This is a genomic window from Comamonas sp. UBA7528, from assembly GCF_002479375.1.
Classification (GTDB): Bacteria; Pseudomonadota; Gammaproteobacteria; order Burkholderiales; family Burkholderiaceae_C; genus Comamonas.
Genome location: NZ_DLMU01000005.1, coordinates 193,181 through 212,502 on the forward strand (window position 1 = coordinate 193,181; position 19,322 = coordinate 212,502).

A 19,322-nucleotide genomic window follows, 5' to 3' on the forward strand; every position below is an offset into this window, starting at 1 on the left:
ACCGATGACGTTGCCCAAAGCCACAGAGGCCGACATTGCGCTCCTGCTCGAGGGCACCTACCCCTATGTCAGCGGCGGCGTGGCCAGCTGGATCCACCAGATGGTCCAGGCCTATCCGCAATACCGCTTTGCGCTGATCTTCATCGGCAGCCGCGCCGATGACTATGCAGGCCTGCGCTACCAGCTGCCCTCGAACGTGGTGCACATCGAAGAGCACTATCTCTATGAGCACCTCCAGGCGAATTTCATTCCATCCGCCCGCGCAGGCCATTCCCAGGCCTTTGCCAAGGCCCAGGTGCTGATCGATGCACTGGGCCGCCACGCCACCGGAATGGCCTCCACGGACGAGGTCGTCGACGCCATCCGCACGGTCACCAAGGAAATCATGCCCGGCGGACAGATCCCGCTGGATGATTTTCTCTACAGCGAAGGCGCATGGGAGCTGATCCGCCAGAGCTACGAAGACTATTGCACCGACCCCTCGTTCGTGGACTATTTCTGGACCGTGCGCATCATGTTCCAGCCCTTGTGGATCATGGCCCGGGTGGCCCAGTCCATGCTGCCGGTGCGCATGGTGCACAGTGCCTCCACGGGCTATGCCGGCTTTCTGGGCGCCATGGTCCATGACACCCGCGGCATTCCTTTCGTGCTGTCCGAGCACGGTATCTACACCAAGGAACGGCAGATCGACCTGCTCAAGAGCGACTGGATCCGCGACAACCGCAACATCTTCCAGCGCAACGCCAGCGAAGTCTCCCACTTCCGCAAGATGTGGATCAGCCTGTTTGAATGGATGGGACGCTATTGCTACGCAGCGGCCAACCCCATCGTCGCCCTGTACGAGACCAACCGGCAGCGTCAGATCCATGATGGCGCCCCGGAGGAACGCACGCTCAGCATTCCCAACGGGATTCGCATTGCCCAGTTTGCAGCCGGCCGGCGGCCGGAAGGCGCCCCCGTTCCCCCCGTAATCTGCCTGCTGGGACGGGTCGTCCCCATCAAGGACATCAAGACCCTGATCCGCGCCATGCGCCGAGTCGTCAACCAGCATCCAGAGGCCCAGGCCTGGATCGTCGGGCCTACCGACGAAGACGAACTCTATGCCCAGGAATGCCGCGATCTGGCCGAAAGCCTGGGCCTGCAGCAACAGGTGAAATTCCTGGGCTTCCAGAAGACCGCAGACATCCTGCCCCAGGCCGGCATCCTGGTGCTTTCCTCCATCAGCGAAGCATTGCCACTGGTGGTGCTGGAGGCCTATGCCGCCGGCATTCCGGTGGTCACCACCGATGTGGGGTCCTGCCGCCAACTGGTGGAAGGGCTGGATGGCGAAGACAAGGCCCTGGGCCCCAGCGGGCGTGTCATCGGCATTGCCTCCCCGCGGAGCCTGGCCGACGCCATGCTGGAGCTGCTCACCGACACCGCCGCCTGGCAAGCGGCCAGCCGAAGCGCTGTCGCCCGCGTGGAACGGTTCTACACCGACACCCGCATGTTCGACAGCTACCGCAAGATCTATGAGGATGCCCTGGCATCCCGAAAGGAGGCACGCTGATGGCCGGTATCGGTTTTGAACTGCGCCGCCTGCTGCGCAAAAACACCCTGCTCAGTCTGGTACAGACCTACGCCTATGCCAGCGTGATCGGCTCCGGCCCCTGGGTGTTTTCCATCGTCGGCATTTTGCTGATGGGTCTGCTCAGCGTGGGCCTGGTCGCTCCGCCGTTTCTGGTGACCCAGTTCCAGACGTCGGTCACCTACCTGGTGGCGTTCAGTCTGATCTGGACCGGCCTGGCCCAGCTGGCCTTCACCCGCTTCATCTCCGACCGTCTGTTCGAGAAGCGCGCGGAAATGGTGCTGCCCAATCTCCATGGACTGCTGCTACTGGTGCTGGGCAGTGCATGCCTCATTGGGATAGCGGCCTGCTTCACGCTGCTGTCCGGGCAAAGCATGCTCTACCGCATGCTGATGCTGTCGGGATTCGCCTTGCTGTGCGGCATCTGGATTCTGACGGTGCTGCTGTCCGGCATGAAACGCTACAAGGCCATCACCGTGCTGTTTGCGGTGAGCTACACCCTGATTGTGCTGATCTCCCTGGTGCTGCGCTATTACGGCCTGGAAGGTCTGCTGGGCAGCTTTGTGATCGGGCATCTGCTGCTGTTTTGCGGCATGTGGGTACTGGTGCTCAGAGAGTTCAACCCCCATCGCCGCCTGATTGCCTTTGATTTTCTGCAGCCGAAATCGCTGTACGGCACCCTGGTGCTGACCGGCTTTCTCTACAACCTGGGCATCTGGGCCGACAAGCTGATGTTCTGGGCCTATCCCGACACCTCCCAGGTGATCATTGGCGGGCTGCGCGCGTCACTGATCTACGACATTCCGGTGTTCCTGTCCTACCTCTCCATCATCCCCGGCATGGCCGTGTTCCTGGTCCGCATCGAGACCGACTTTGTGGAGTACTACGACAAATTCTTCACCGCCGTGCGCCATGGTGGCTCCCTGGAAGAAATCGACACCATGCGCGACGAAATGGCGTATGCCATCCAGAGCGGCCTGAGCGAAATCGCCAAGATCCAGACCCTCGCCGTGCTGGTGACCTTTGTCGCCGGCCCTGCCGTGCTGCGCCTGCTGGGCATTTCCGAGCTCTACCTTCCCCTGCTGCATGTGCAGGTGGTGGGGGCTGCGCTGCAGGTGGGGCTGATGGCCGTACTGAACGTGTTTTTCTACCTGGATGAACGCCGCATCGTGGTCTGGCTTTGCGTGGAGCTGCTGGTGCTGAACATTCTGCTCACGGCGCTGTCACTGGAACTGGGAGCGGCCTTCTATGGCTACGGCTTTGCGGGCGCCATGCTGATCACGCTGTGTACCGGCTTGCACCTGCTGTCCCGCGAAATCGGGCGGCTGGAATATAAAACCTTCATGCTGCAATAAGCCGCAAAACGCTTTTCCAGCAAGCCGCGCTCCCCAAGTGTGCTTTTTGAGCCGACAGGCTGGTGAATGAACGGTTGCAAAAACTCATGCCTTTGCAGGAAACTGCAAAGGCTTTTTCAAGCCGCACATTCACTCCAAACACAACAAGGCTTTCCGTATCATGAAAAGTTTTTTGCTGCTTCTCTGGCTGCTTCCAACTCTGGCATTCGCCCAAGGTCCAGCCCCGCAACCCACCGAGGCCGAGAAAAGATACCAGGAAATTGTCAATTTGAAATGGCAGCATGGCCCGTCCAAGGCAAGCATCGGCAGCAATGCGTCGATTGAGATTCCGAAAAATCATGCATTCCTGGATGCAGCCAACACCCGTAAATTCCTGGAACTCAATGGCAATCCCCCGCACGACAACAATTACACCCTTGCCCCCGACAACCTGGACTGGTTTGCCATTCTCGAATTTGCGGACACGGGATACATCACGGACGATGACAAGATTGACTCCGACGCTCTGATGAAGGCCATTAAAGAAGGAGATATTTCCAGTAACGAGGCACGAAAAAGTCTCAAGATGGAAGCCATCTATACCGATGGCTGGGTCATCCCGCCGCATTACGATGAAAAGACCAAACAGCTGGAATGGGGCATACAGCTGCATTCAGATTCCGGACAGAAGAATGTCAATTACACCAGCCGGATTCTGGGTCGGGAAGGTTTCATGAATGCCATTCTGGTCGCAGATCACGATATGCTGGACCAGAACATCACCAGCTTCAAGCAGGCACTGGCTGGTTTTTCCTACAACCCGGGCAAAACCTATGCCGAGTTCTTGCCAGGTGACAAGGTCGCCGGATACGGACTCACGGGTTTGATTCTGGGTGGAGCCGCCGCCGTGGCCACCAAGAAAGGATTCTGGGCAGCGATTGCAGGCGCTGCCGCCGCTTTCTGGAAAGTGATTGTCGCTGCGGTCATTGCGGCCTTGGCAGGCATTGCGAGCATCTTCAAGAAGAAGCAATGAACCTGGTTCCCCTGGAGGCACAGCTGCTTATTCTGGCTGTGCTTTTTTATATCTATGATTCCAGTGTCCTGCTTTTTTCCAATGAGGGCGTGATCACACCCTCCTGGAAAAACTGGACCGCCCAAACCCATCACAGGGGATTGGTTTTGCTGCGCAAAAAGCTTTTCATCCCCAATCTTCTTCTCCCCCATCGCCCCATTTTCAGACTGCACTGGCAGCCGGAAAGCATGTCGCAAGCCGCCTCGGTGGAGTGGCAGAAAGAAAAATCACTGTATGGATGGTTTGGCCTGCCAGCCTACGGCATGGCACTGGCCCTGTTCGTCATCACCCCCATCACCTACTGTTTCTTTCGCAGCGATCCCGCATTGCTGGCCTGCCTGGCCCTGATCTACCTGATCCCCGTTGGGGCCGGCATGCTGATGTACAGACACCAGAAGCACCTTGGCGTCAGCACGCAAAATGCCTGGTCGTTGTTCCTGGAGTGTCTGCTGTGTCCGCCATTCACGATCAACATCGTCCGCAAGCTATCTCTGGCCAGACGGCTGCAGGCCAACTTCGTGGACAGCGCCTTTCAGCTGGTAGATGCCGCGCAGTGGGAGCGTGTGCAAGCGGAGCTGATCGCCTGCATGGATGCCGAGATCGAAGCCACGGACTCCAAGGAAAGCCTTGCCCGGTTGGTGGCATCAAAAAACCGTCTGCAGGGCATGCAGAAGCGCTAGCCCAGCAGACAGGGGCCGGGCCTCCACTAGGCCCCGTGGTCTGGGGCGTAGCGCGCAAGCCTGGCCTCCCCCGGAAAAGCCTGCCGATGCGCGCGGCCGGGACCGTGCGACACCGCCGCAGCAGCGCCTGGGCCGCCATACCGCAGCGCGGCCTATCTCACCTGGAAATGCTGGCTGGCCTGCCAGCTGGCCCCGGGTGCCAGCGCCTGCGGCTGGTTGACCAACGCCGCCTCCACACACAGCATCTGGCGCCAGCTGTCCGCCGCCATGTCTCCAAGCTGGGCACACAGCGCCGGACCGGGATTCCAGACCACGGTTTCGGGCCAGGCACCATCCTGGGCAATGTCCAGCACCCCGTACCGGCCATGCAGCTGCAATGCCGTGTGGCTGCGGGCATAGACCCGGTCCACCTCTTCGCCCAGCACCACGCTACCGGCCTGCACCGCCGGTGCAAAGCCGCGTGCAGCATCCCAGAACGCCTCGCCCTCCAGCCCTTGCAGCCGCGCCGTCTCGGCGTCGTGCACGGCCAGATAGCTGTGCAATGCGCCGGTGAAAGCCAACGCCATGAGGCCGGTATTGGTGGCCTGCAGCTGGACCCGCAGACCGGCGGGCGTCAGCTGCACCTGCAGCACGGCGCGCAGGCCGTGCGGGAAGTCCGGGTGCAGCGGAGGCACCGCATCCCAGCACCAGCTGGCGGCGATGGCGCCCTCTTGCACTTCGACGCCCAGGTAGTGCCAGGGGGTCCGCCGCACCAGGCCATGCTTGGGCAAAGGGCCACGCTGGTTGAACTGGGGAAAGCAGACCGGAATGCCGCCGCGGATGGGGGCACTGCCGTCCAGCACGGCCAGAGGGCTGAGGAACAGGCGCTCCTGCCCTTGGGCCTCCCAGGACAGCACCTGGGCACCGAAGTCCGAGACCACAGCACTGTCACCGTTGGACAAGCCCAGGCGCGTGCAGGCCAGCCCGCGCCATACCATGCGCTCGGCACGCGGGGAATCGCTCATGGCGCTCAGGCGTCCTGGGCGTCGGTCAGTTCGTCGGCACGGTCCTGCCCGGCGGCAAAGTCCAGATCACCGGTGTAGATGGCCCGGCCGCAGATCACGCCTTCGACACCTTCCTTCTGGACCGCACACAGGGCTTCGATGTCGGCCATGCCGGCCAGACCGCCAGAGGCGATGACGGGAATCTTCAGTGCCTGGGCCAACTTGACGGTGGCATCCACATTGATGCCGGTCAGCATGCCGTCCCGGCCGATGTCGGTGTAGATGATGGACTCCACACCCCAGTCTTCGAAGCGCTTGGCCGTGGAAATCACATCCTGGCCGGTCAGCTTGCTCCAGCCGTCGATAGCGACCTTGCCGTCCTTGGCGTCCAGACCCACGATGATGTGGCCCGCAAAGGCGCTGCAGGCATCCTGCAGGAAGCCGGGGTTCTTCACGGCTGCCGTGCCGATGATCAGGTACTCAATGCCCAGATCGATGTAGCGCTCGATGGTGTCCAGATCGCGAATGCCGCCGCCCAGCTGCACCGGGATCTCACCATTCACCTCTTTCAGGATGCTCTTGATGGCCCCCAGGTTCTTGGGCTGGCCCGCAAACGCGCCATTCAAATCCACCAGGTGCAGGCGGCGCGCGCCCGCTTCCAGCCATTTGGCGGCCATGGCGGCGGGGTCTTCCCCGAACGTGGTGGATTGGTCCATATCACCCTGGATGAGGCGTACGCAGTGGCCGTCCTTGAGGTCGATGGCAGGAATGAGCAGCATGATGGTGTGCGGTGAAAAAAATGGTCCGCCTCAAAAAGCGGTCCGACAGGGGTGGAACAAAAAAGCCTCAGGGCTTCCAGGCCAGGAAGTTACGGTACAGGGCCAGGCCCTGGTCGGCGCTCTTTTCCGGATGGAACTGGGTGGCGAAAATATTATCGCGGGCCACGGCCGATGCGAAAAGCCCACCGTAGTCGGTCAACGATGCGCAATGCGCCGCCTGTGCCGGCCGAGCATAGAAACTGTGCACAAAATAGAAGTAGGCGCCGTCGGGCGTATCGCCCCAGACAGGGTGGCGCTGGCCTCCGTGTGCCTGGGGCTGGACCTGGTTCCAGCCCATCTGTGGCACCTTGAAGCGGCTGCCGTCGGCCTGGGTGCGGCCTTCCAGCGCAAAGCGCTGTACGGTGCCGGCAATCAGGCCCAGACCGGGGGTGTCCCCCTCTTCGCTGTGGTCCAGCAGCATCTGCATGCCCACGCACACGCCAAACAGCGGCTTGCTGGCAGCGGCCTCGCGCACGGCCTGCTCCATGCCCGAATCGCGCAGCGCGGCCATGCAATCGCGCATGGCGCCCTGGCCGGGCAGCACGATGCGGCTGGCCGCGCGCACTTCGGCCGGATCCTGGGTGACCACCACGCGCACGGCGGAATCCGCCGCAGCGGCCATGACCGCCTGCGAGACGGAACGCAGATTGCCCATGCCGTAATCGACCACGGCCACGGTGTTGTTCAAAGCATTCATAGCAGCTTGTGCGCTTGCAGCTCAGTTTTCAAAATACTCTCCCTGCCCGAGTCGCACGCGGTGCGCACAGGCAGCACCCATTTTTACAGCGATCCCTTGGTGGAGGGAATCACCCCGGCCATGCGCGGATCGCGTTCCAGCGCAAAGCGCAGCGCACGGGCGAAGGCCTTGAAGATGGTCTCGCACTGGTGGTGGGCATTGAAGCCCTTGAGATTGTCGATGTGCAGTGTGACACCGGCGTGGTTCACAAAGCCCTGGAAGAACTCGAACACCAACTGGGTATCGAGCTGGCCGATGCTGCCCGCGGTGAACTTGCAATCCATGTGCAGGCCGGGACGGCCGGAGAAGTCGATCACCACGCGGCTCAAGGCTTCATCCAGCGGCACATAGGCGTGGCCGTAGCGGCGGATGCCTTTTTTGTCACCAATGGCCTTGGCAAAGGCCTGGCCCAGGGTGATGCCGATGTCTTCCACCGTGTGGTGGCCGTCGATGTGCAGATCGCCTTCGCACTCGATGTGCAGATCGACCAGCGCGTGGCGGGCAATCTGGTCCAGCATGTGGTCCAGAAAGCCGATGCCCGAATGCAGGCTGGCCTTGCCCGTGCCGTCCAGATCGACGCGCACATGCACACGGGTTTCGGCGGTATTGCGTTGCACTTCCGCAGTGCGGGCGGTGCCATCGTCGGGCACGGTGGAGGGGACGAGTGCGTTGCTCATAGCGATTCCTTCAGGGCAGCCAGCATCTGGGCATTTTCTTGGGCGGTACCTACGGTCAGGCGCAGGCAGTTGGCCAGCAGCGGGTGCATGGCCGAGACATTCTTCACCAGCACGCCCCGCGCCTTCATCTGGGCCTGGGCGTGGGCGGCATCGCGCACCCGCAGCAGCACCATATTCGCTTCGGAAGGCCAGACCGTGGCAACCCCGGGCAACGCCGCCAGGGCGTCGATCAGCGGCTGGCGTTCGGCGCGGATGGCTGCCGCCTGCTCGGCATACAGCGATTCATGCTGCAGCGCAAAAATCGCCGTTTCGCAGTTGAGCACGCTGATGTTGTAGGGCGGGCGCACCTTGTCGATTTCGTTCACCAGGGCGGACGGGCCAATCAGATAACCCAGGCGCGCACCGGCCAGACCGAACTTGCTGAGCGTGCGCATCAGCAGCACATGGGCGTTGCGCTCCGGCTCGGCCTGCATGCGCGTGATCCAGCTGCGGCTGGCAAAAGGCTGGTAGGCCTCGTCCATCACCACCAGACCGCCCACAGCGGCCACGGCGTCGATGACGGCCTGGACCTTGTCCTCGGCCCACAGTGTGGCCGTCGGGTTGTTGGGATAGGCGATATAGGTGATGGCGGGCCGGTGGGCGGCAATGGCCTGCAGCATGGCGGACACATCCAGGTCAAAGTCTGCCGTCAGGTCCACGCCGACAAAGTCCAGCCCTTGCAGCTTGGCACTCAGGGGGTACATCACAAAGCCGGGCATGGGCGCCAGCATGGTGGCGCGACCACCTTCGCTTGGCTGGGCCGTGGCCAGCGCCAGCAAGGTGATGATTTCATCCGAGCCATTGCCCAGCAGCACCGCCGTTCCGGCCGGGGCACCGGCGTAGTCGGCCAGCATTTGCTTGAGCACCTCCAGGCGCTCGCCGGGATAGCGGTTGATTTCCAGGCAGCCCAGGTGCGCCCCCAGTTGCTGCTGCAGCGCGGCTGGCAGACGGTAGGGGTTCTCCATGGTGTCCATCTTCAGCAGGCCTTGGGCGGGCTGGACATGGTAGGCCGACATGGCGCGCACATCGGCACGGATGCGCTGCAGGGCGCGAGTTTGGTTGTCTGGTGGGGTCATGGTCGTCTTTCCACGGAATGCCTGCGTTGGCCAGCACTGCAAGGGCTGCAATGGTGTGGGCGCTCAGGCTCCTTCCAATCCGGGAGCGGGTTGCCGCAGTGGGTGCACCACGGTCACGCCGCCAAATTCGGCACCATGGGGCAGGTGCAGGCTCAGCATCTGGCTGCAGCCGCTGTGCTGGGCACAGGCCACGGCCAGGCAATCACCGAAATCCAGCAGGTGGCGCGCCTGCACGGCCCAGGCCGTTTCGAGCGTGGCCGCATCGGTCTTCCATGGCGTCCAGGTCTGGTAGCGGCGGATGGCAGCACGCGCATCGCCCTGGGGCAGCGGCACGGCGGCGGCGGTGACCTGGTCATAGAACTCGACCAGGGCCTGGTTGCCGGTACGGCCGCTGCGCGTGCGCCACAGCACGTCCAGCCAGGCCAGCGTGGCCGCGTACAACGGGCCTCCGGCCACGTCTTCGGCAGCGATCAGCACCGAGGTATCGACAAACACCGGGCTCATGCCGCCGCTCCGGAATTCAGGTCCTGGGGGGCACCGGCACGCCGGGCACTGGCGCGGCGCGCCTGGGCGCTGGCTGAGGCCACCGGCGCCGGACCTGCCTGCCAGCTGCGCTCGTCCGTACGCCAGGCCAGGTAGGCACGCTCGTACGCATCCTCGCGCTGCATCATCTCGGCCATGAAGTCTCCGACCATGCGCGAGACGCTGGTGCCGCGCCGGGCCGCTTCCACCCGCGCCCATTCGAGCACGCTGTCGTCAACGGTGATGGTGAGGTTCTTCATGCCGCCTATCGTACACGAAATTCGTGCAACACGAAATTCGTGCAACACCAGATACGTGTCAGTCCGTGGTCGCTTTGCGCAGCAGCTGCTGGGCCATCTCGCCCACCCGCCGCAAGGCATCCAGATGCTGTGCGGTCCAGTCCCCTCCCAGACCGATGCGCACCCCCTGCGGAAAGCGCCCTGCCGCGCCGAACAACCGCCCGGGTGGTATCAGGATCTGCTCGGCCAGACAGGCCTCGTGCAGTTGCACGGCCCCCACACCCTGCGGCAACTCCAGCCACAGCAGCAGCCCACCCGGCGGATCACTGACGCGCGTCCCCGCAGGAAAGTGCCCGGCAATCACCTGCCGTGCCTGGTCCACCCGCACCGCAATGGCAGCGCGCAACTGGCGCATGGCGGCATGGTGACCGGCCTGGGTGATCAGATCGGCCAGCGCCAGCTCCAGCACGGCAGACTGCCCTCCAGCCTGCATTTCCTTGATGTGGCGCACCTGCGCCGTCCAGCGGCCAGCCTCCAGCCAGCCCAGACGCAGACCCGGCGCCAGCGTCTTGGAAAATGAATGGCACAGCATCACCTGGCCGCTGCTGTCATAGGATTTGAGCGTGCGGCGCATGGCATCGCCCTCGGCCAGATCGGCATAGATGGCATCTTCGATCACAGGCAGCCCATGCTGCGCCGCCAGTTGCACCAGGCGCTTGCGCTCGGCCTGCGGCATGCAGCTGCCCAGCGGATTGCTGAGGGTGGGCACCAGCACCAGGGCCTTGACCGGCTGGGTATCGAGCGCCAGCTGCAACGCGTCCACCGACAGGCCATGGCGTGGATGTGTGGGAATCTCCAGTGCCTTGAGCTGCAGCGACTGCAGCACCTCCAGAAACGAAAAGTGCGTAGGGGACTCCAGTGCCACCACGTCACCCGGCTGGGTCACCGCACGCAGGCACAGGGCCACGCTGTCCATGCAGCCCCCGGTGATGACAATGCGCTCCGGGTCCAGGCTGCACCCCAGGCCCACCGCATAGCGGGCCAGGGCGCGGCGTGCGTCTTCATGGCCGCTGGCATCCGGGTAGGTGGAGAGCAGATGGCGGTGCTGCTGCACGGCACGCGTGACAGCCCGGCGCACGCGGTCGGTATGCAGCAAGTCCGGCCCCGGTGTGCCGCTGCTGAATGACAACATCCCATCGGGCTGCTTGCGCCCCAGCACGCGCTGCCCCAGCCAGTCCTTGGACAGCGCGCGGGGCCGGCGCAGGGGCTGGACCGTGCTGGGCTCCGGCAGCTGTGCCGGGCGCGCCGCCACATAGAAGCCAGAGCGCGGGCGGGCCGTGATCAGCTGCGCATCTTCCAGCCAGTGAAATGCCTGCACCACCGTGGTCTGTGCCACGCCATGCTGGCGCGCCAGCGCCCGCACCGAAGGCAGCTTGTCGCCCCGCGCCAGGGTGCCCTGGCGTATGCACTGGGCCAGGGGTTCGGCAATCTGCAGATACAAGGGAAGAGAGGCAACGGATTCCATGCCGATATTCTGTACTAGCTCGGCGTACAGACTCCAGTACAGAGACACCGCCAGCCGTACAGCACAGAGGCCCGGAGCCCGGTTGCTGTACCGGTTCGGTTCACGCCAGACTGCCGCTGTTGCTGCCAGGCGCGCTGGCCGACAGTGGGGGTATGTATGCGACCCACATCCCCCCCCATGCGCTCCCACACGCTCCCGCCATGGCATCGGCACGCTGTGCGAATGGTCAGCTGAGCATAGAACTCGGCACCCCGCCCCCTCCCTGGACGCCGCTGTCGCTGGAGGCGGCCGGTACGGTACAGGCATTGCATGTACCCAAAGGACGGATGGCAGTGCTGGAATGTCAGCAGGGCCTCCTGTGGCTCACGCAGCAAGACCTGTGGAGCGATCGGTTTGCCGAAGCCGGACAGCGCCTGTACTGTCCAGGCCCTGCCCGGCTCTACCTGGGTGCGCAAGGCAATGCACCGGCCCTGGTGCGCTGGGTGCTGCTGCCCCGGGGCAGCCATGCACCGGCATAAGCCATCCCTGAAGCCGGGTGGCGCCGGCACCCGAGGCTTGCCTTAGCGGTACTGGGGTGGTGGCGCGTAGCCACCGCGGCCAGCGTCTCCGGGGAAAGCCTGGGGTGCTGGCGCACCAGCGCCGCTGCGGGGCGGCTGCGCCGCGGGGCTGCCGGCCAGTTGCACCTCGAACAGTGCAGCTCCGATCACGCCGACGTTGCGCGCATCACCGGCAGCCGTATTGGCCGCATAGGCCCGGTCCTTGGTGGCAAAGCGAAAGGCCGCCACCTCGCGGCTGTTCTTGCGAAAGCCCTCGATGTGCAGGGTCTGGCCCGCGCGCAGCAGGTAGCCGGCGTTCTGCAGGCTGCCCGCCTGGCCGGACAGCACATCCAGGCCGTCCACCGTGGCCACCACCTCGTAGTTGCGGCTGCTGCGGTTGGTGAACACCAGCACATAGCGCTCCCCATGGCGGCCCGCCAACTGGTAGCTGCTGCTGCCGCGCTGGCTGTACACCGGCAGCGCCTGGCCCTGCCCATCCAGCAAGGACCATTCCACCGAACCGTCGGCCAGCAGCACATTCAGCTGCCGGTCGGCACTGCCGCCCAGGGCACGGCGGATGCTGTCTTCATCGGAATAGCGCAGTTGCGACAGCGCCTGGGCATGTTCCGGATGCAGCCGCGTGGCTTCCACATCGTAGGTCACGGACTCCCGCCCCTCCCCCCACTGGGTGCCCAAGGTGGATTCCACCTGGGGACCACGCTGGGCCACTGTGGCAAGTGGGTCGGGACCGGACTGCGGGGCGCCGCACGCCGCCAGACCAGCGGCCAGCAGCAGTGCACACAGGGCCTGCCAGCAGCGCTGCAGCCTGGATGTGGTGGTGGGGTTCATGTTCACACTCCCTGGTGGTTGGAATCTGGATGCACCGCACTCCGTTGCGGCCCGGGTGCGGCCCGTACGCCGCAGCAACGCGTGCAGAAAAAAGCCGTGGACCTGCCACGGCTTGCACACGCGTGCGATGCCGCTTTATTTCAGACGCATCTCGGCCGCGCGGGCATGGCCTTGCAGGCCCTCGCCATAGGCCAGCACGGCGGCGATCTTGCCCAGAATCTGGGCACCGGCTTCGCTGACCTCGATCAGGCTGCTGCGCTTCTGGAAGTCGTACACCCCCAGCGGTGAGCTGAAACGCGCAGTACCGCTGGTGGGCAGCACGTGGTTGGGGCCGGCGCAGTAGTCCCCCAGGCTTTCCGAGGTGTACGCCCCCAGGAAGATGGCACCGGCGTGCTTGAGCAGCGGCTCCCAGCGGTGCGGATCCCGGCTGGAGACTTCCAGGTGCTCCGGCGCAATGCGGTTGCTGATGGCACAGGCCTCTTCCATGTCCTTGGTGAGGATCAGCGCGCCACGGTCGCTCAGGCTCTTGGCGATGATGGCCTTGCGGGGCATCTCGGGCAGCAGGCGATCAATCTCCGCCTGGACGGCATCGATATAGGCCGCATCCGGGCACAGCAAGATGGACTGCGCCAGCTCATCGTGCTCGGCCTGGCTGAACAGGTCCATCGCCACCCAGGCGGGCGGTGTCGTGCCGTCGGCCAGCACCAGGATCTCGCTGGGGCCGGCAATCATGTCGATGCCCACCAGACCGAAGACCCGCTTCTTGGCACTGGCCACATAGGCGTTGCCGGGGCCGGTGATCTTGTCCACCTTGGGGATGGTGGCCGTACCGTAGGCCAAGGCGGCCACCGCCTGCGCACCGCCCACGGTGAAGGCACGGTGCACACCAGCCACATAGGCGGCGGCCAGCACCAGCGGGTTCTTGGCGCCTTGCGGCGTGGGCACCACCATGATGATGTCCTCCACCCCCGCCACCTGGGCCGGAATGGCATTCATCAGCACGCTGCTGGGATAGGCCGCCTTACCACCGGGCACGTAAATGCCCACGCGGTCCAGCGGCGTGACCTTCTGGCCCAGCAGGGTGCCGTCTTCGTCACGGTAGCTCCAGCTTTCGCCATTGGCCTTCTTCTGTGCCTCGTGGTAGCTGCGCACCCGGCGCGCGGCAGATTCCAGTGCTTCGCGCTGGTCTGCGGGCAGGCTGTCGAAAGCGGCCTTCAGTTCTTCCTTGGTCAGCTCCAGCGCGGCCATGGAGTCGGCGCTCAGGCCGTCAAAGCGGGCTGTGTACTCCAGCACGGCGGCATCGCCGCGCTTTTGCACATCGGCCAGGATGTCGGCCACACGCTGTTCGATGGCGGCGTCCGTGTCCGCCGACCAATGCAGACGCGCAGCAAAATCATGCTCAAACTGAGCATCTGCGGTTGATAGACGGACGGGAGCAGCTACGAATTCCATAGTATTTACCAGTGGAGAGAATCAGTTGTTCTTGGCCGCAACGGCCTGGGCGAACGCATCGATGATGTGGCGCAGCGGGGCCTGCTTGAGCTTGAGCGATGCCTGGTTGACCACCAGACGCGAGCTGATGTCCATGATGGGCTCGACTTCGACCAGGTCGTTGGCCTTGAGCGTGTTGCCGGTGGATACCAGGTCGACGATGGCGTCGGCCATGCCGGTCAGCGGCGCCAGCTCCATGGAGCCGTAGAGCTTGACCATGTCCACGTGCACCCCCTTCTTGGCGAAGAAATGGCGCGCGATCTCGGGGTACTTGGTGGCAATGCGCAGGCGCGCGCCCTGCTTGACCGCATGCGCATAGTCAAAGCCATTGCGCACGGCCACGCTCACGCGGCAGCGGGCAATCTGCAGGTCCAGGGGCTGGTACAGACCCTGGCCACCATGCTCGATCAGCGAATCCAGTCCGGACACGCCCAGATCGGCGCCGCCGTACTGCACATAGACCGGCACGTCTGACGCACGCACCAGCACCACGCGCACATGGGGCTGGTTGGTGTCAAAGATCAGCTTGCGCGACTTTTCCACGTCTTCCGTCACCGCGATGCCGGCAGCCGCCAGCAAGGGCACGGTTTCTTCAAAGATACGGCCCTTGGACAGGGCAATCGTCACAGGGGTTGCGATCGTCATTCCGACACTCTTTCGATATCTGCACCCAGGCCCCGCAGCTTTTCTTCCATGCGGTCGTAGCCACGGTCGAGGTGGTAAATACGGTCCACCAGGGTCTCGCCCTCGGCCACCAGACCGGCAATCACCAGGCTGGCCGAAGCACGCAGGTCGGTGGCCATCACGGTGGCACCGGTCAGGCGCTTGCCGCCTTCGATGGACGCCACACGGCCGTCGGTGGAGATCTGCGCACCCAGACGGCGCATCTCATTGACGTGCATGAAGCGGTTTTCAAAAATCGTCTCGGTCACCACGCTGGCGCCTTCGGCCACCAGGTTCAGCGCCATGAACTGCGCCTGCATGTCAGTGGGGAAGCCGGGGTATTCGGTGGTGCGGAAGCTCTGGGCCTTGAGCTTGCCATTGGAGCGGACCTGCAGGCCGGCCTGCACGGACTCCACGGTCACGCCCGCCTCCTTGAGCTTGTCGATCACGGCACCCAGGTGGTCGGCGCGTGCGTGGTGCAGCAAGGCCTCGCCACCGGTAGCGGCCACCGCGCACAGGAAGGTCCCGGCCTCGATGCGGTCTGCGACCACGTCATGGGTGCAGCCGTGCAGCCGGTCCACCCCCTGGATCACAATGCGGCTGGTGCCGTGGCCGGTGATCCTGGCCCCCATCTTGATCAGCATCTCGGCCAGATCGGGGATCTCAGGCTCCATGGCGGCGTTTTCCAGTACGGTCTCGCCGTCGGCCAGCGCAGCGGCCATCAGGAAGTTCTCGGTCCCGGTCACGGTCACCATGTCGGTGGTGATGCGCGCGCCCTTCAGGCGCGTCCAGCCTGCGGGCAGGCTGGCGTGCATGTAGCCGTTTTCCACGGTGATGATCGCACCCATGGCCTGCAGGCCCTTGATGTGCTGGTCCACCGGACGCGAGCCGATGGCGCAACCACCGGGCAGCGACACCTTGGCACGGCCGAAGCGGGCCAGCAGCGGGCCCAGCGCCAGCACCGAGGCGCGCATGGTCTTGACCAGCTCGTACGGGGCTTCGGGCGTCAGGCTGTCGGGGGCGACAAAGCTCATGCCGCCACGCTCACCGTGGGTCTCGGTCTGCACGCCCATATTGGCCAGCAGCTTGCGCATGGTGGCCACATCGTGCAGGCGCGGCACATTGTGCAGGTGCACAGGCTCGGCGGTCAGCAGCGCAGCGCACATCTCGGGCAAGGCTGCGTTCTTGGCACCGGAAATCAGGACTTCGCCCTTGAGCGAACGGCCACCACGGATCTTGAGTTTGTCCATCGCAAAACTGCCTTATGGGTCCAATCAGGCTGTGGCGCGCTCTGAATGCGCCCCCACAGCGAGTGAGTAATGAATGAATGCGACGGCTTACTGGGCCGCCTGCTGCGCCCATTCGGCGGGCGTGTAGGTCTTCATGGACAGCGCATGCACCTCGTCGGTGGCCATGCGGTTGCCCAGCGTGGCATAGACCAGACGCTGGCGGCCGACAAGGCGCTGGCCTTCGAATGCGGCCGAGACGATGGTGGCATACCAATGGCGGCCGTCGCCTTCGAGCGCAATGTGTTCGCAAGGCAGGCCGGCAGAGATGATGGCTTGGAGTTGGTCAGCGGTCATGGGCCAAAGCGCCCGCAGCGCGGGCGACAGAAAGGGTGGAAATCTTGCACATGGTGGCAGTGCCGCTCAGTGGCGCATCTTGTAGCCGGTGCGCAGCAGGCGCACGGCCAGGGCGCTGACCAGCAGCCAGGCGCCGCCCACGATGGCCAGGCTGGTCCAGGGGGACACGTCGCTCAGGCCGAAGAAGCCGTAGCGGAAGCCATCGATCATGTAGAAGAAGGGGTTAAGGTGGCTCACATGCTGCCAGAACGGCGGCAGCGAGTGGATGGAATAGAACACGCCCGACAGGAACGTCATGGGCATGATCAGGAAGTTCTGGAAGGCCGCCATCTGGTCGAACTTGTCGGCCCACAGCCCCGCGATCAGGCCCAGTGTGCCAAGAAGCGCCGCGCCCAGGAAGGCAAAGGCCAGAATCCACAGCGGCGCCACCGCAACGGGCGGCGTGAAGAACAGCGTGACGATGTACACCCCCAGCCCCACGGCCAGACCGCGCACCACCGACGCACCGACAAAAGCCACAAACCAGGCCCAGTGCGACAGCGGGGTGAGCAGGATGAACACCACGCTGCCCATGATCTTGCTTTGCACCAGACTGGACGAGCTGTTGGCGAACGCATTCTGCAGCACGCTCATCATCACCAGGCCGGGCACCAGGAAGGCGGTGTAGCTCAGACTGCCGTAGACCTTGACATGCCCGTCCAGCACATGGCCGAAGATGAGCAGGTACAGCACGGCCGTGAGCACGGGCGCGGCCACGGTCTGGAAGCTCACCTTCCAGAACCGCAGGATTTCCTTGTAGAACAGCGACTGCCAGCCTTGCATCATGCCGCTCCTTTCATCACCTGCAGAAACACATCCTCCAGGTCGGCACGGCGGATTTCCATGTCTTCCATGGCCACGCCCGCTTCGCGCAAGGTGGCCAGATAGCGTTCGATGTCGTTGGGGCCCTGGGCCGGCAGCTGCACCACCCGGCCGGTGACGCGGGCGATGGGCAGCAGCACCTCGGGCAGGGCCTGGTCGCTCTTGAACTGCAGCACATTGGCCGATGCCGTCTTGAGCAGGTTGGAGGTATCGTCCAGCGCCACGATCTGCCCGTGCTTGAGCATGGCGATGCGGTTGCACAGCGCTTCGGCCTCTTCCAGGTAGTGGGTGGTCAGCAGCACCGTGTGCCCCTGCTTGTTGAGCTTGGCAATGAAATGCCACAGGGCCTGGCGCAGTTCCACATCCACACCGGCCGTGGGTTCGTCCAGCACGATGATGGGCGGCTTGTGCACCAAGGCCTGGGCCACCAGCACCCGGCGCTTCATGCCGCCCGACAGCTGGCGCATATTGGCCGTGGCCTTGTCGGCCAGGCCCAGGCTGTCCAGCAATTCGTCGATCCAGTCGTCGTTGTGCTTCACACCAAAGTAGCCGGACTGCAGGCGCAGCGTTTCACGCACATTGAAGAAGGGGTCGAACACCAGCTCCTGGGGCACCACGCCCAGCTGGCGACGTGCTGCAGCAAAGTCGCTTTGCACGTCATGGCCCTGGACGGTGACACGACCGGCGGTGGCCTTGGCCAATCCCGCCAGAATGCTGATCAGCGTGGTTTTTCCCGCGCCGTTGGGACCGAGCAGGCCGAAGAATTCGCCCTCACCGATGTCCAGGCTGACCTGTTGCAGGGCCTGGAACTCGCCCTTGGGCGTGCGGTAGGTCTTGGAGATGGATTGGAATGAGACAGCTGGCATGGCAGCCGGTCATTTTAAAGGCAGTCCACCGCTGTGTGCCCGGGGGGCTGGGCGATAAACCTTATCGGGGCAGCTGCAACCCCGCACCGGCATCGACGCCAGCGCCTGCACAGCGGTCCGCAGCACCGGCATGGCCGCCGCCGCCAGCGGGTGTCAGACCAGAGGATCTGCGCCCGTGCTGGCGCTCACCGGCAAGCCCAGCACGCCGTCCACACCGTAGACATGGGCCATGGACTGCAGGCCGGCGGGAAGATGCTGCACTTCCAGCGTGCGCTGGCTGGCCAGGGCCAGACGGCGGCACTCCAGCAACAACGCCAGTGCGGCGGAATCAAAACGCCGCACGGCAGCGGCATCCAGCACCACGGCACCGGCGCCGCCACCGGCGATCTGGCGGCGCAGCTGCGGCAGCAGGGCTGCGGCCTGGTCGCCATCCAGATCGGCGGGCAGTGCAATCACGCTCATTGGGCGTTGGCGGCCTTGGCCGGCATGGCGCCGCGGCTGGCCAGGGTCTGGATCAGGCCATCGATGCCGGTCTTGTTCAGCTCTTCGGCGAACTGGGTGCGGTAGGTTTCCACCAGCCAGACGCCCAGCACGTTGAAGTTGTAGACCTTCCAGGCGCCGTCCTTCTTTTCCAGACGGAAGTCCAGCGGCACGGGCTCGCCCTTGCCGCGCACCTCGGTGCGCACCAGCACGTCGGTGTCACCGGCCGCCATGCGCAGCGGCTTGACCACCACGGTCTGGTCGCTCACCTGGGCCAGTGCGCCGGAGTAGGTGCGCATCAGCAACTGCTTGAATTCAGTTTGCAGGCGTTCCTGCTGGGCCGGCGTGGCCTGGCGCCACTTGGGGCCCACGGCCGCCGAGGTCATGCGGCGGAAGTTCACATGCGGCAACACCACCTGGTCCACCAGGGCATTGATCTTGGCCATGTCCCCGCCCTTGAGGGCTGGATCCGCCTTGATGGTGGTCAGCACGTCGGTCGACAGACGCTTGATCAGCGCATCCGGCGCTTCCTCGGCCGCCAGGGCCGCCAACGGCAGGCAGGCAGCAGCGGCCAGAGCCACCAGGGAGTGCACAGAGGTACGTCGATTCATCTTCATGGGTAATCCTTTTCAGCAACGGGCCGCAGCCCGTGGGGGGTGTGCGCCTGGGCAACACACCTGGGCACAGCGTGCCGCATTCTGATCAACAGCATGCAAGGCGTGCGT

At 64.3% G+C, this 19,322-nt stretch carries 23 protein-coding genes; 5 read left to right on the top strand and 18 right to left on the bottom strand.

The genetic code is table 11. The features are described from left to right. Positions 1–4 precede the first annotated feature (4 nt). Entirely contained in the window at positions 5–1,549 is a 1,545-nt protein-coding gene (pelF, locus tag B3349_RS06785) for a GT4 family glycosyltransferase PelF (protein WP_291587507.1), read from the top strand. After that, the gene (pelG, locus tag B3349_RS06790) at positions 1,549–2,922 is read left to right on the top strand and encodes an exopolysaccharide Pel transporter PelG (RefSeq protein WP_291587508.1); all 1,374 of its coding nucleotides are present in this window, start codon (positions 1,549–1,551) and stop codon (positions 2,920–2,922) included. Before pelF ends, pelG begins: the two co-directional genes overlap by 1 nt. On the opposite strand, the gene B3349_RS06795 is transcribed toward pelG, so the two are convergent. Next, positions 2,909–3,205: a hypothetical protein gene (locus B3349_RS06795; protein WP_291587510.1), complete on the bottom strand. Its 297-nt coding sequence runs from the start codon at positions 3,203–3,205 to the stop codon at positions 2,909–2,911. The two genes, pelG and B3349_RS06795, sit on opposite strands and share 14 nt — an antisense overlap. On the opposite strand from B3349_RS06795, the gene B3349_RS06800 reads away from it, so the two are divergent. Together B3349_RS06800 and B3349_RS06805 are read left to right on the top strand one after the other, a co-directional pair. After that, positions 3,191–3,934: a DUF2167 domain-containing protein gene (locus tag B3349_RS06800; RefSeq protein ID WP_291587512.1), complete on the top strand. Its 744-nt coding sequence runs from the start codon at positions 3,191–3,193 to the stop codon at positions 3,932–3,934. The genes B3349_RS06795 and B3349_RS06800 overlap by 15 nt on opposite strands. Then, positions 3,931–4,653 (top strand): hypothetical protein, encoded by a 723-nt coding sequence (locus B3349_RS06805; protein WP_291587514.1) that lies wholly within the window; start codon positions 3,931–3,933, stop codon positions 4,651–4,653. The genes B3349_RS06800 and B3349_RS06805 overlap by 4 nt, the downstream gene beginning before the upstream one ends. Positions 4,654–4,805: 152 nt before the next feature. Here the strand turns inward: B3349_RS06805 and B3349_RS06810 are convergent, their stop codons facing one another. The 8 genes from B3349_RS06810 to B3349_RS06845 form a co-directional block, all read right to left on the bottom strand. Further along, positions 4,806–5,657 (bottom strand): D-hexose-6-phosphate mutarotase, encoded by an 852-nt coding sequence (locus B3349_RS06810; protein WP_291587516.1) that lies wholly within the window; start codon positions 5,655–5,657, stop codon positions 4,806–4,808. Between the two features lie 5 nt (positions 5,658–5,662). Further along, positions 5,663–6,415: a 1-(5-phosphoribosyl)-5-[(5-phosphoribosylamino)methylideneamino]imidazole-4-carboxamide isomerase gene (gene hisA, locus B3349_RS06815; RefSeq protein WP_066540413.1), complete on the bottom strand. Its 753-nt coding sequence runs from the start codon at positions 6,413–6,415 to the stop codon at positions 5,663–5,665. Between the two features lie 67 nt (positions 6,416–6,482). Then, positions 6,483–7,151 (bottom strand): imidazole glycerol phosphate synthase subunit HisH, encoded by a 669-nt coding sequence (gene hisH / locus B3349_RS06820; protein WP_291587519.1) that lies wholly within the window; start codon positions 7,149–7,151, stop codon positions 6,483–6,485. Between the two features lie 83 nt (positions 7,152–7,234). Next, positions 7,235–7,867: an imidazoleglycerol-phosphate dehydratase HisB gene (hisB, locus tag B3349_RS06825; protein ID WP_291587521.1), complete on the bottom strand. Its 633-nt coding sequence runs from the start codon at positions 7,865–7,867 to the stop codon at positions 7,235–7,237. Continuing rightward, positions 7,864–8,982, bottom strand: a complete 1,119-nt coding sequence (gene hisC / locus B3349_RS06830; RefSeq protein ID WP_291587523.1) for a histidinol-phosphate transaminase — start codon at positions 8,980–8,982, stop codon at positions 7,864–7,866. The genes hisB and hisC overlap by 4 nt, the downstream gene beginning before the upstream one ends. A 63-nt stretch (positions 8,983–9,045) precedes the next feature. Beyond that, positions 9,046–9,486, bottom strand: coding sequence for a PIN domain-containing protein (locus tag B3349_RS06835; RefSeq protein WP_291587525.1), 441 nt, complete (start codon positions 9,484–9,486; stop codon positions 9,046–9,048). Beyond that, positions 9,483–9,764: a DUF6364 family protein gene (locus tag B3349_RS06840; RefSeq protein ID WP_291587527.1), complete on the bottom strand. Its 282-nt coding sequence runs from the start codon at positions 9,762–9,764 to the stop codon at positions 9,483–9,485. Before B3349_RS06840 ends, B3349_RS06835 begins: the two co-directional genes overlap by 4 nt. 58 nt (positions 9,765–9,822) lie before the next feature. Then, positions 9,823–11,268 carry an aminotransferase-like domain-containing protein gene (locus B3349_RS06845; protein WP_291587530.1) on the bottom strand — a complete coding sequence of 482 codons (1,446 nt, stop codon included), beginning with the start codon at positions 11,266–11,268 and terminating at the stop codon, positions 9,823–9,825. Positions 11,269–11,468: 200 nt separating this feature from the next. On the opposite strand from B3349_RS06845, the gene B3349_RS06850 reads away from it, so the two are divergent. Continuing rightward, a complete protein-coding gene (locus tag B3349_RS06850; RefSeq protein WP_291587532.1) occupies positions 11,469–11,786 on the top strand; it encodes a DUF2917 domain-containing protein in 318 nt (105 codons plus the stop codon). Between the two features lie 42 nt (positions 11,787–11,828). Here B3349_RS06850 and B3349_RS06855 read toward each other — a convergent pair whose 3' ends face one another. The 9 genes from B3349_RS06855 to B3349_RS06895 all read right to left on the bottom strand — a co-directional run bounded on the left by B3349_RS06855 (position 11,829) and on the right by B3349_RS06895 (position 19,214). Continuing rightward, on the bottom strand, positions 11,829–12,653 hold the full coding sequence (locus B3349_RS06855; protein ID WP_291587534.1) for a hypothetical protein: 825 nt from the start codon (positions 12,651–12,653) through the stop codon (positions 11,829–11,831). 135 nt (positions 12,654–12,788) lie between these two features. Next, the gene (hisD, locus tag B3349_RS06860; RefSeq protein WP_291587536.1) at positions 12,789–14,105 is read right to left on the bottom strand and encodes a histidinol dehydrogenase; all 1,317 of its coding nucleotides are present in this window, start codon (positions 14,103–14,105) and stop codon (positions 12,789–12,791) included. Between the two features lie 21 nt (positions 14,106–14,126). Then, the gene (hisG, locus tag B3349_RS06865) at positions 14,127–14,789 is read right to left on the bottom strand and encodes an ATP phosphoribosyltransferase (protein WP_066540386.1); all 663 of its coding nucleotides are present in this window, start codon (positions 14,787–14,789) and stop codon (positions 14,127–14,129) included. Beyond that, positions 14,786–16,057: a UDP-N-acetylglucosamine 1-carboxyvinyltransferase gene (gene murA / locus B3349_RS06870; RefSeq protein ID WP_291587541.1), complete on the bottom strand. Its 1,272-nt coding sequence runs from the start codon at positions 16,055–16,057 to the stop codon at positions 14,786–14,788. The genes hisG and murA overlap by 4 nt, the downstream gene beginning before the upstream one ends. Before the next feature lie 87 nt (positions 16,058–16,144). After that, positions 16,145–16,390, bottom strand: coding sequence for a BolA family protein (locus B3349_RS06875; RefSeq protein ID WP_066540383.1), 246 nt, complete (start codon positions 16,388–16,390; stop codon positions 16,145–16,147). A gap of 66 nt (positions 16,391–16,456) precedes the next feature. Beyond that, positions 16,457–17,212 (bottom strand): ABC transporter permease, encoded by a 756-nt coding sequence (locus B3349_RS06880; RefSeq protein ID WP_291587926.1) that lies wholly within the window; start codon positions 17,210–17,212, stop codon positions 16,457–16,459. Further along, a complete protein-coding gene (locus B3349_RS06885; RefSeq protein WP_291587544.1) occupies positions 17,212–18,117 on the bottom strand; it encodes an ABC transporter ATP-binding protein in 906 nt (301 codons plus the stop codon). The genes B3349_RS06880 and B3349_RS06885 overlap by 1 nt, the downstream gene beginning before the upstream one ends. Before the next feature lie 153 nt (positions 18,118–18,270). Next, positions 18,271–18,579, bottom strand: coding sequence for an STAS domain-containing protein (locus B3349_RS06890; RefSeq protein WP_291587546.1), 309 nt, complete (start codon positions 18,577–18,579; stop codon positions 18,271–18,273). Beyond that, positions 18,576–19,214, bottom strand: a complete 639-nt coding sequence (locus B3349_RS06895; protein ID WP_414646856.1) for an MlaC/ttg2D family ABC transporter substrate-binding protein — start codon at positions 19,212–19,214, stop codon at positions 18,576–18,578. The genes B3349_RS06890 and B3349_RS06895 overlap by 4 nt, the downstream gene beginning before the upstream one ends. Positions 19,215–19,322: the final 108 nt, after the last annotated feature.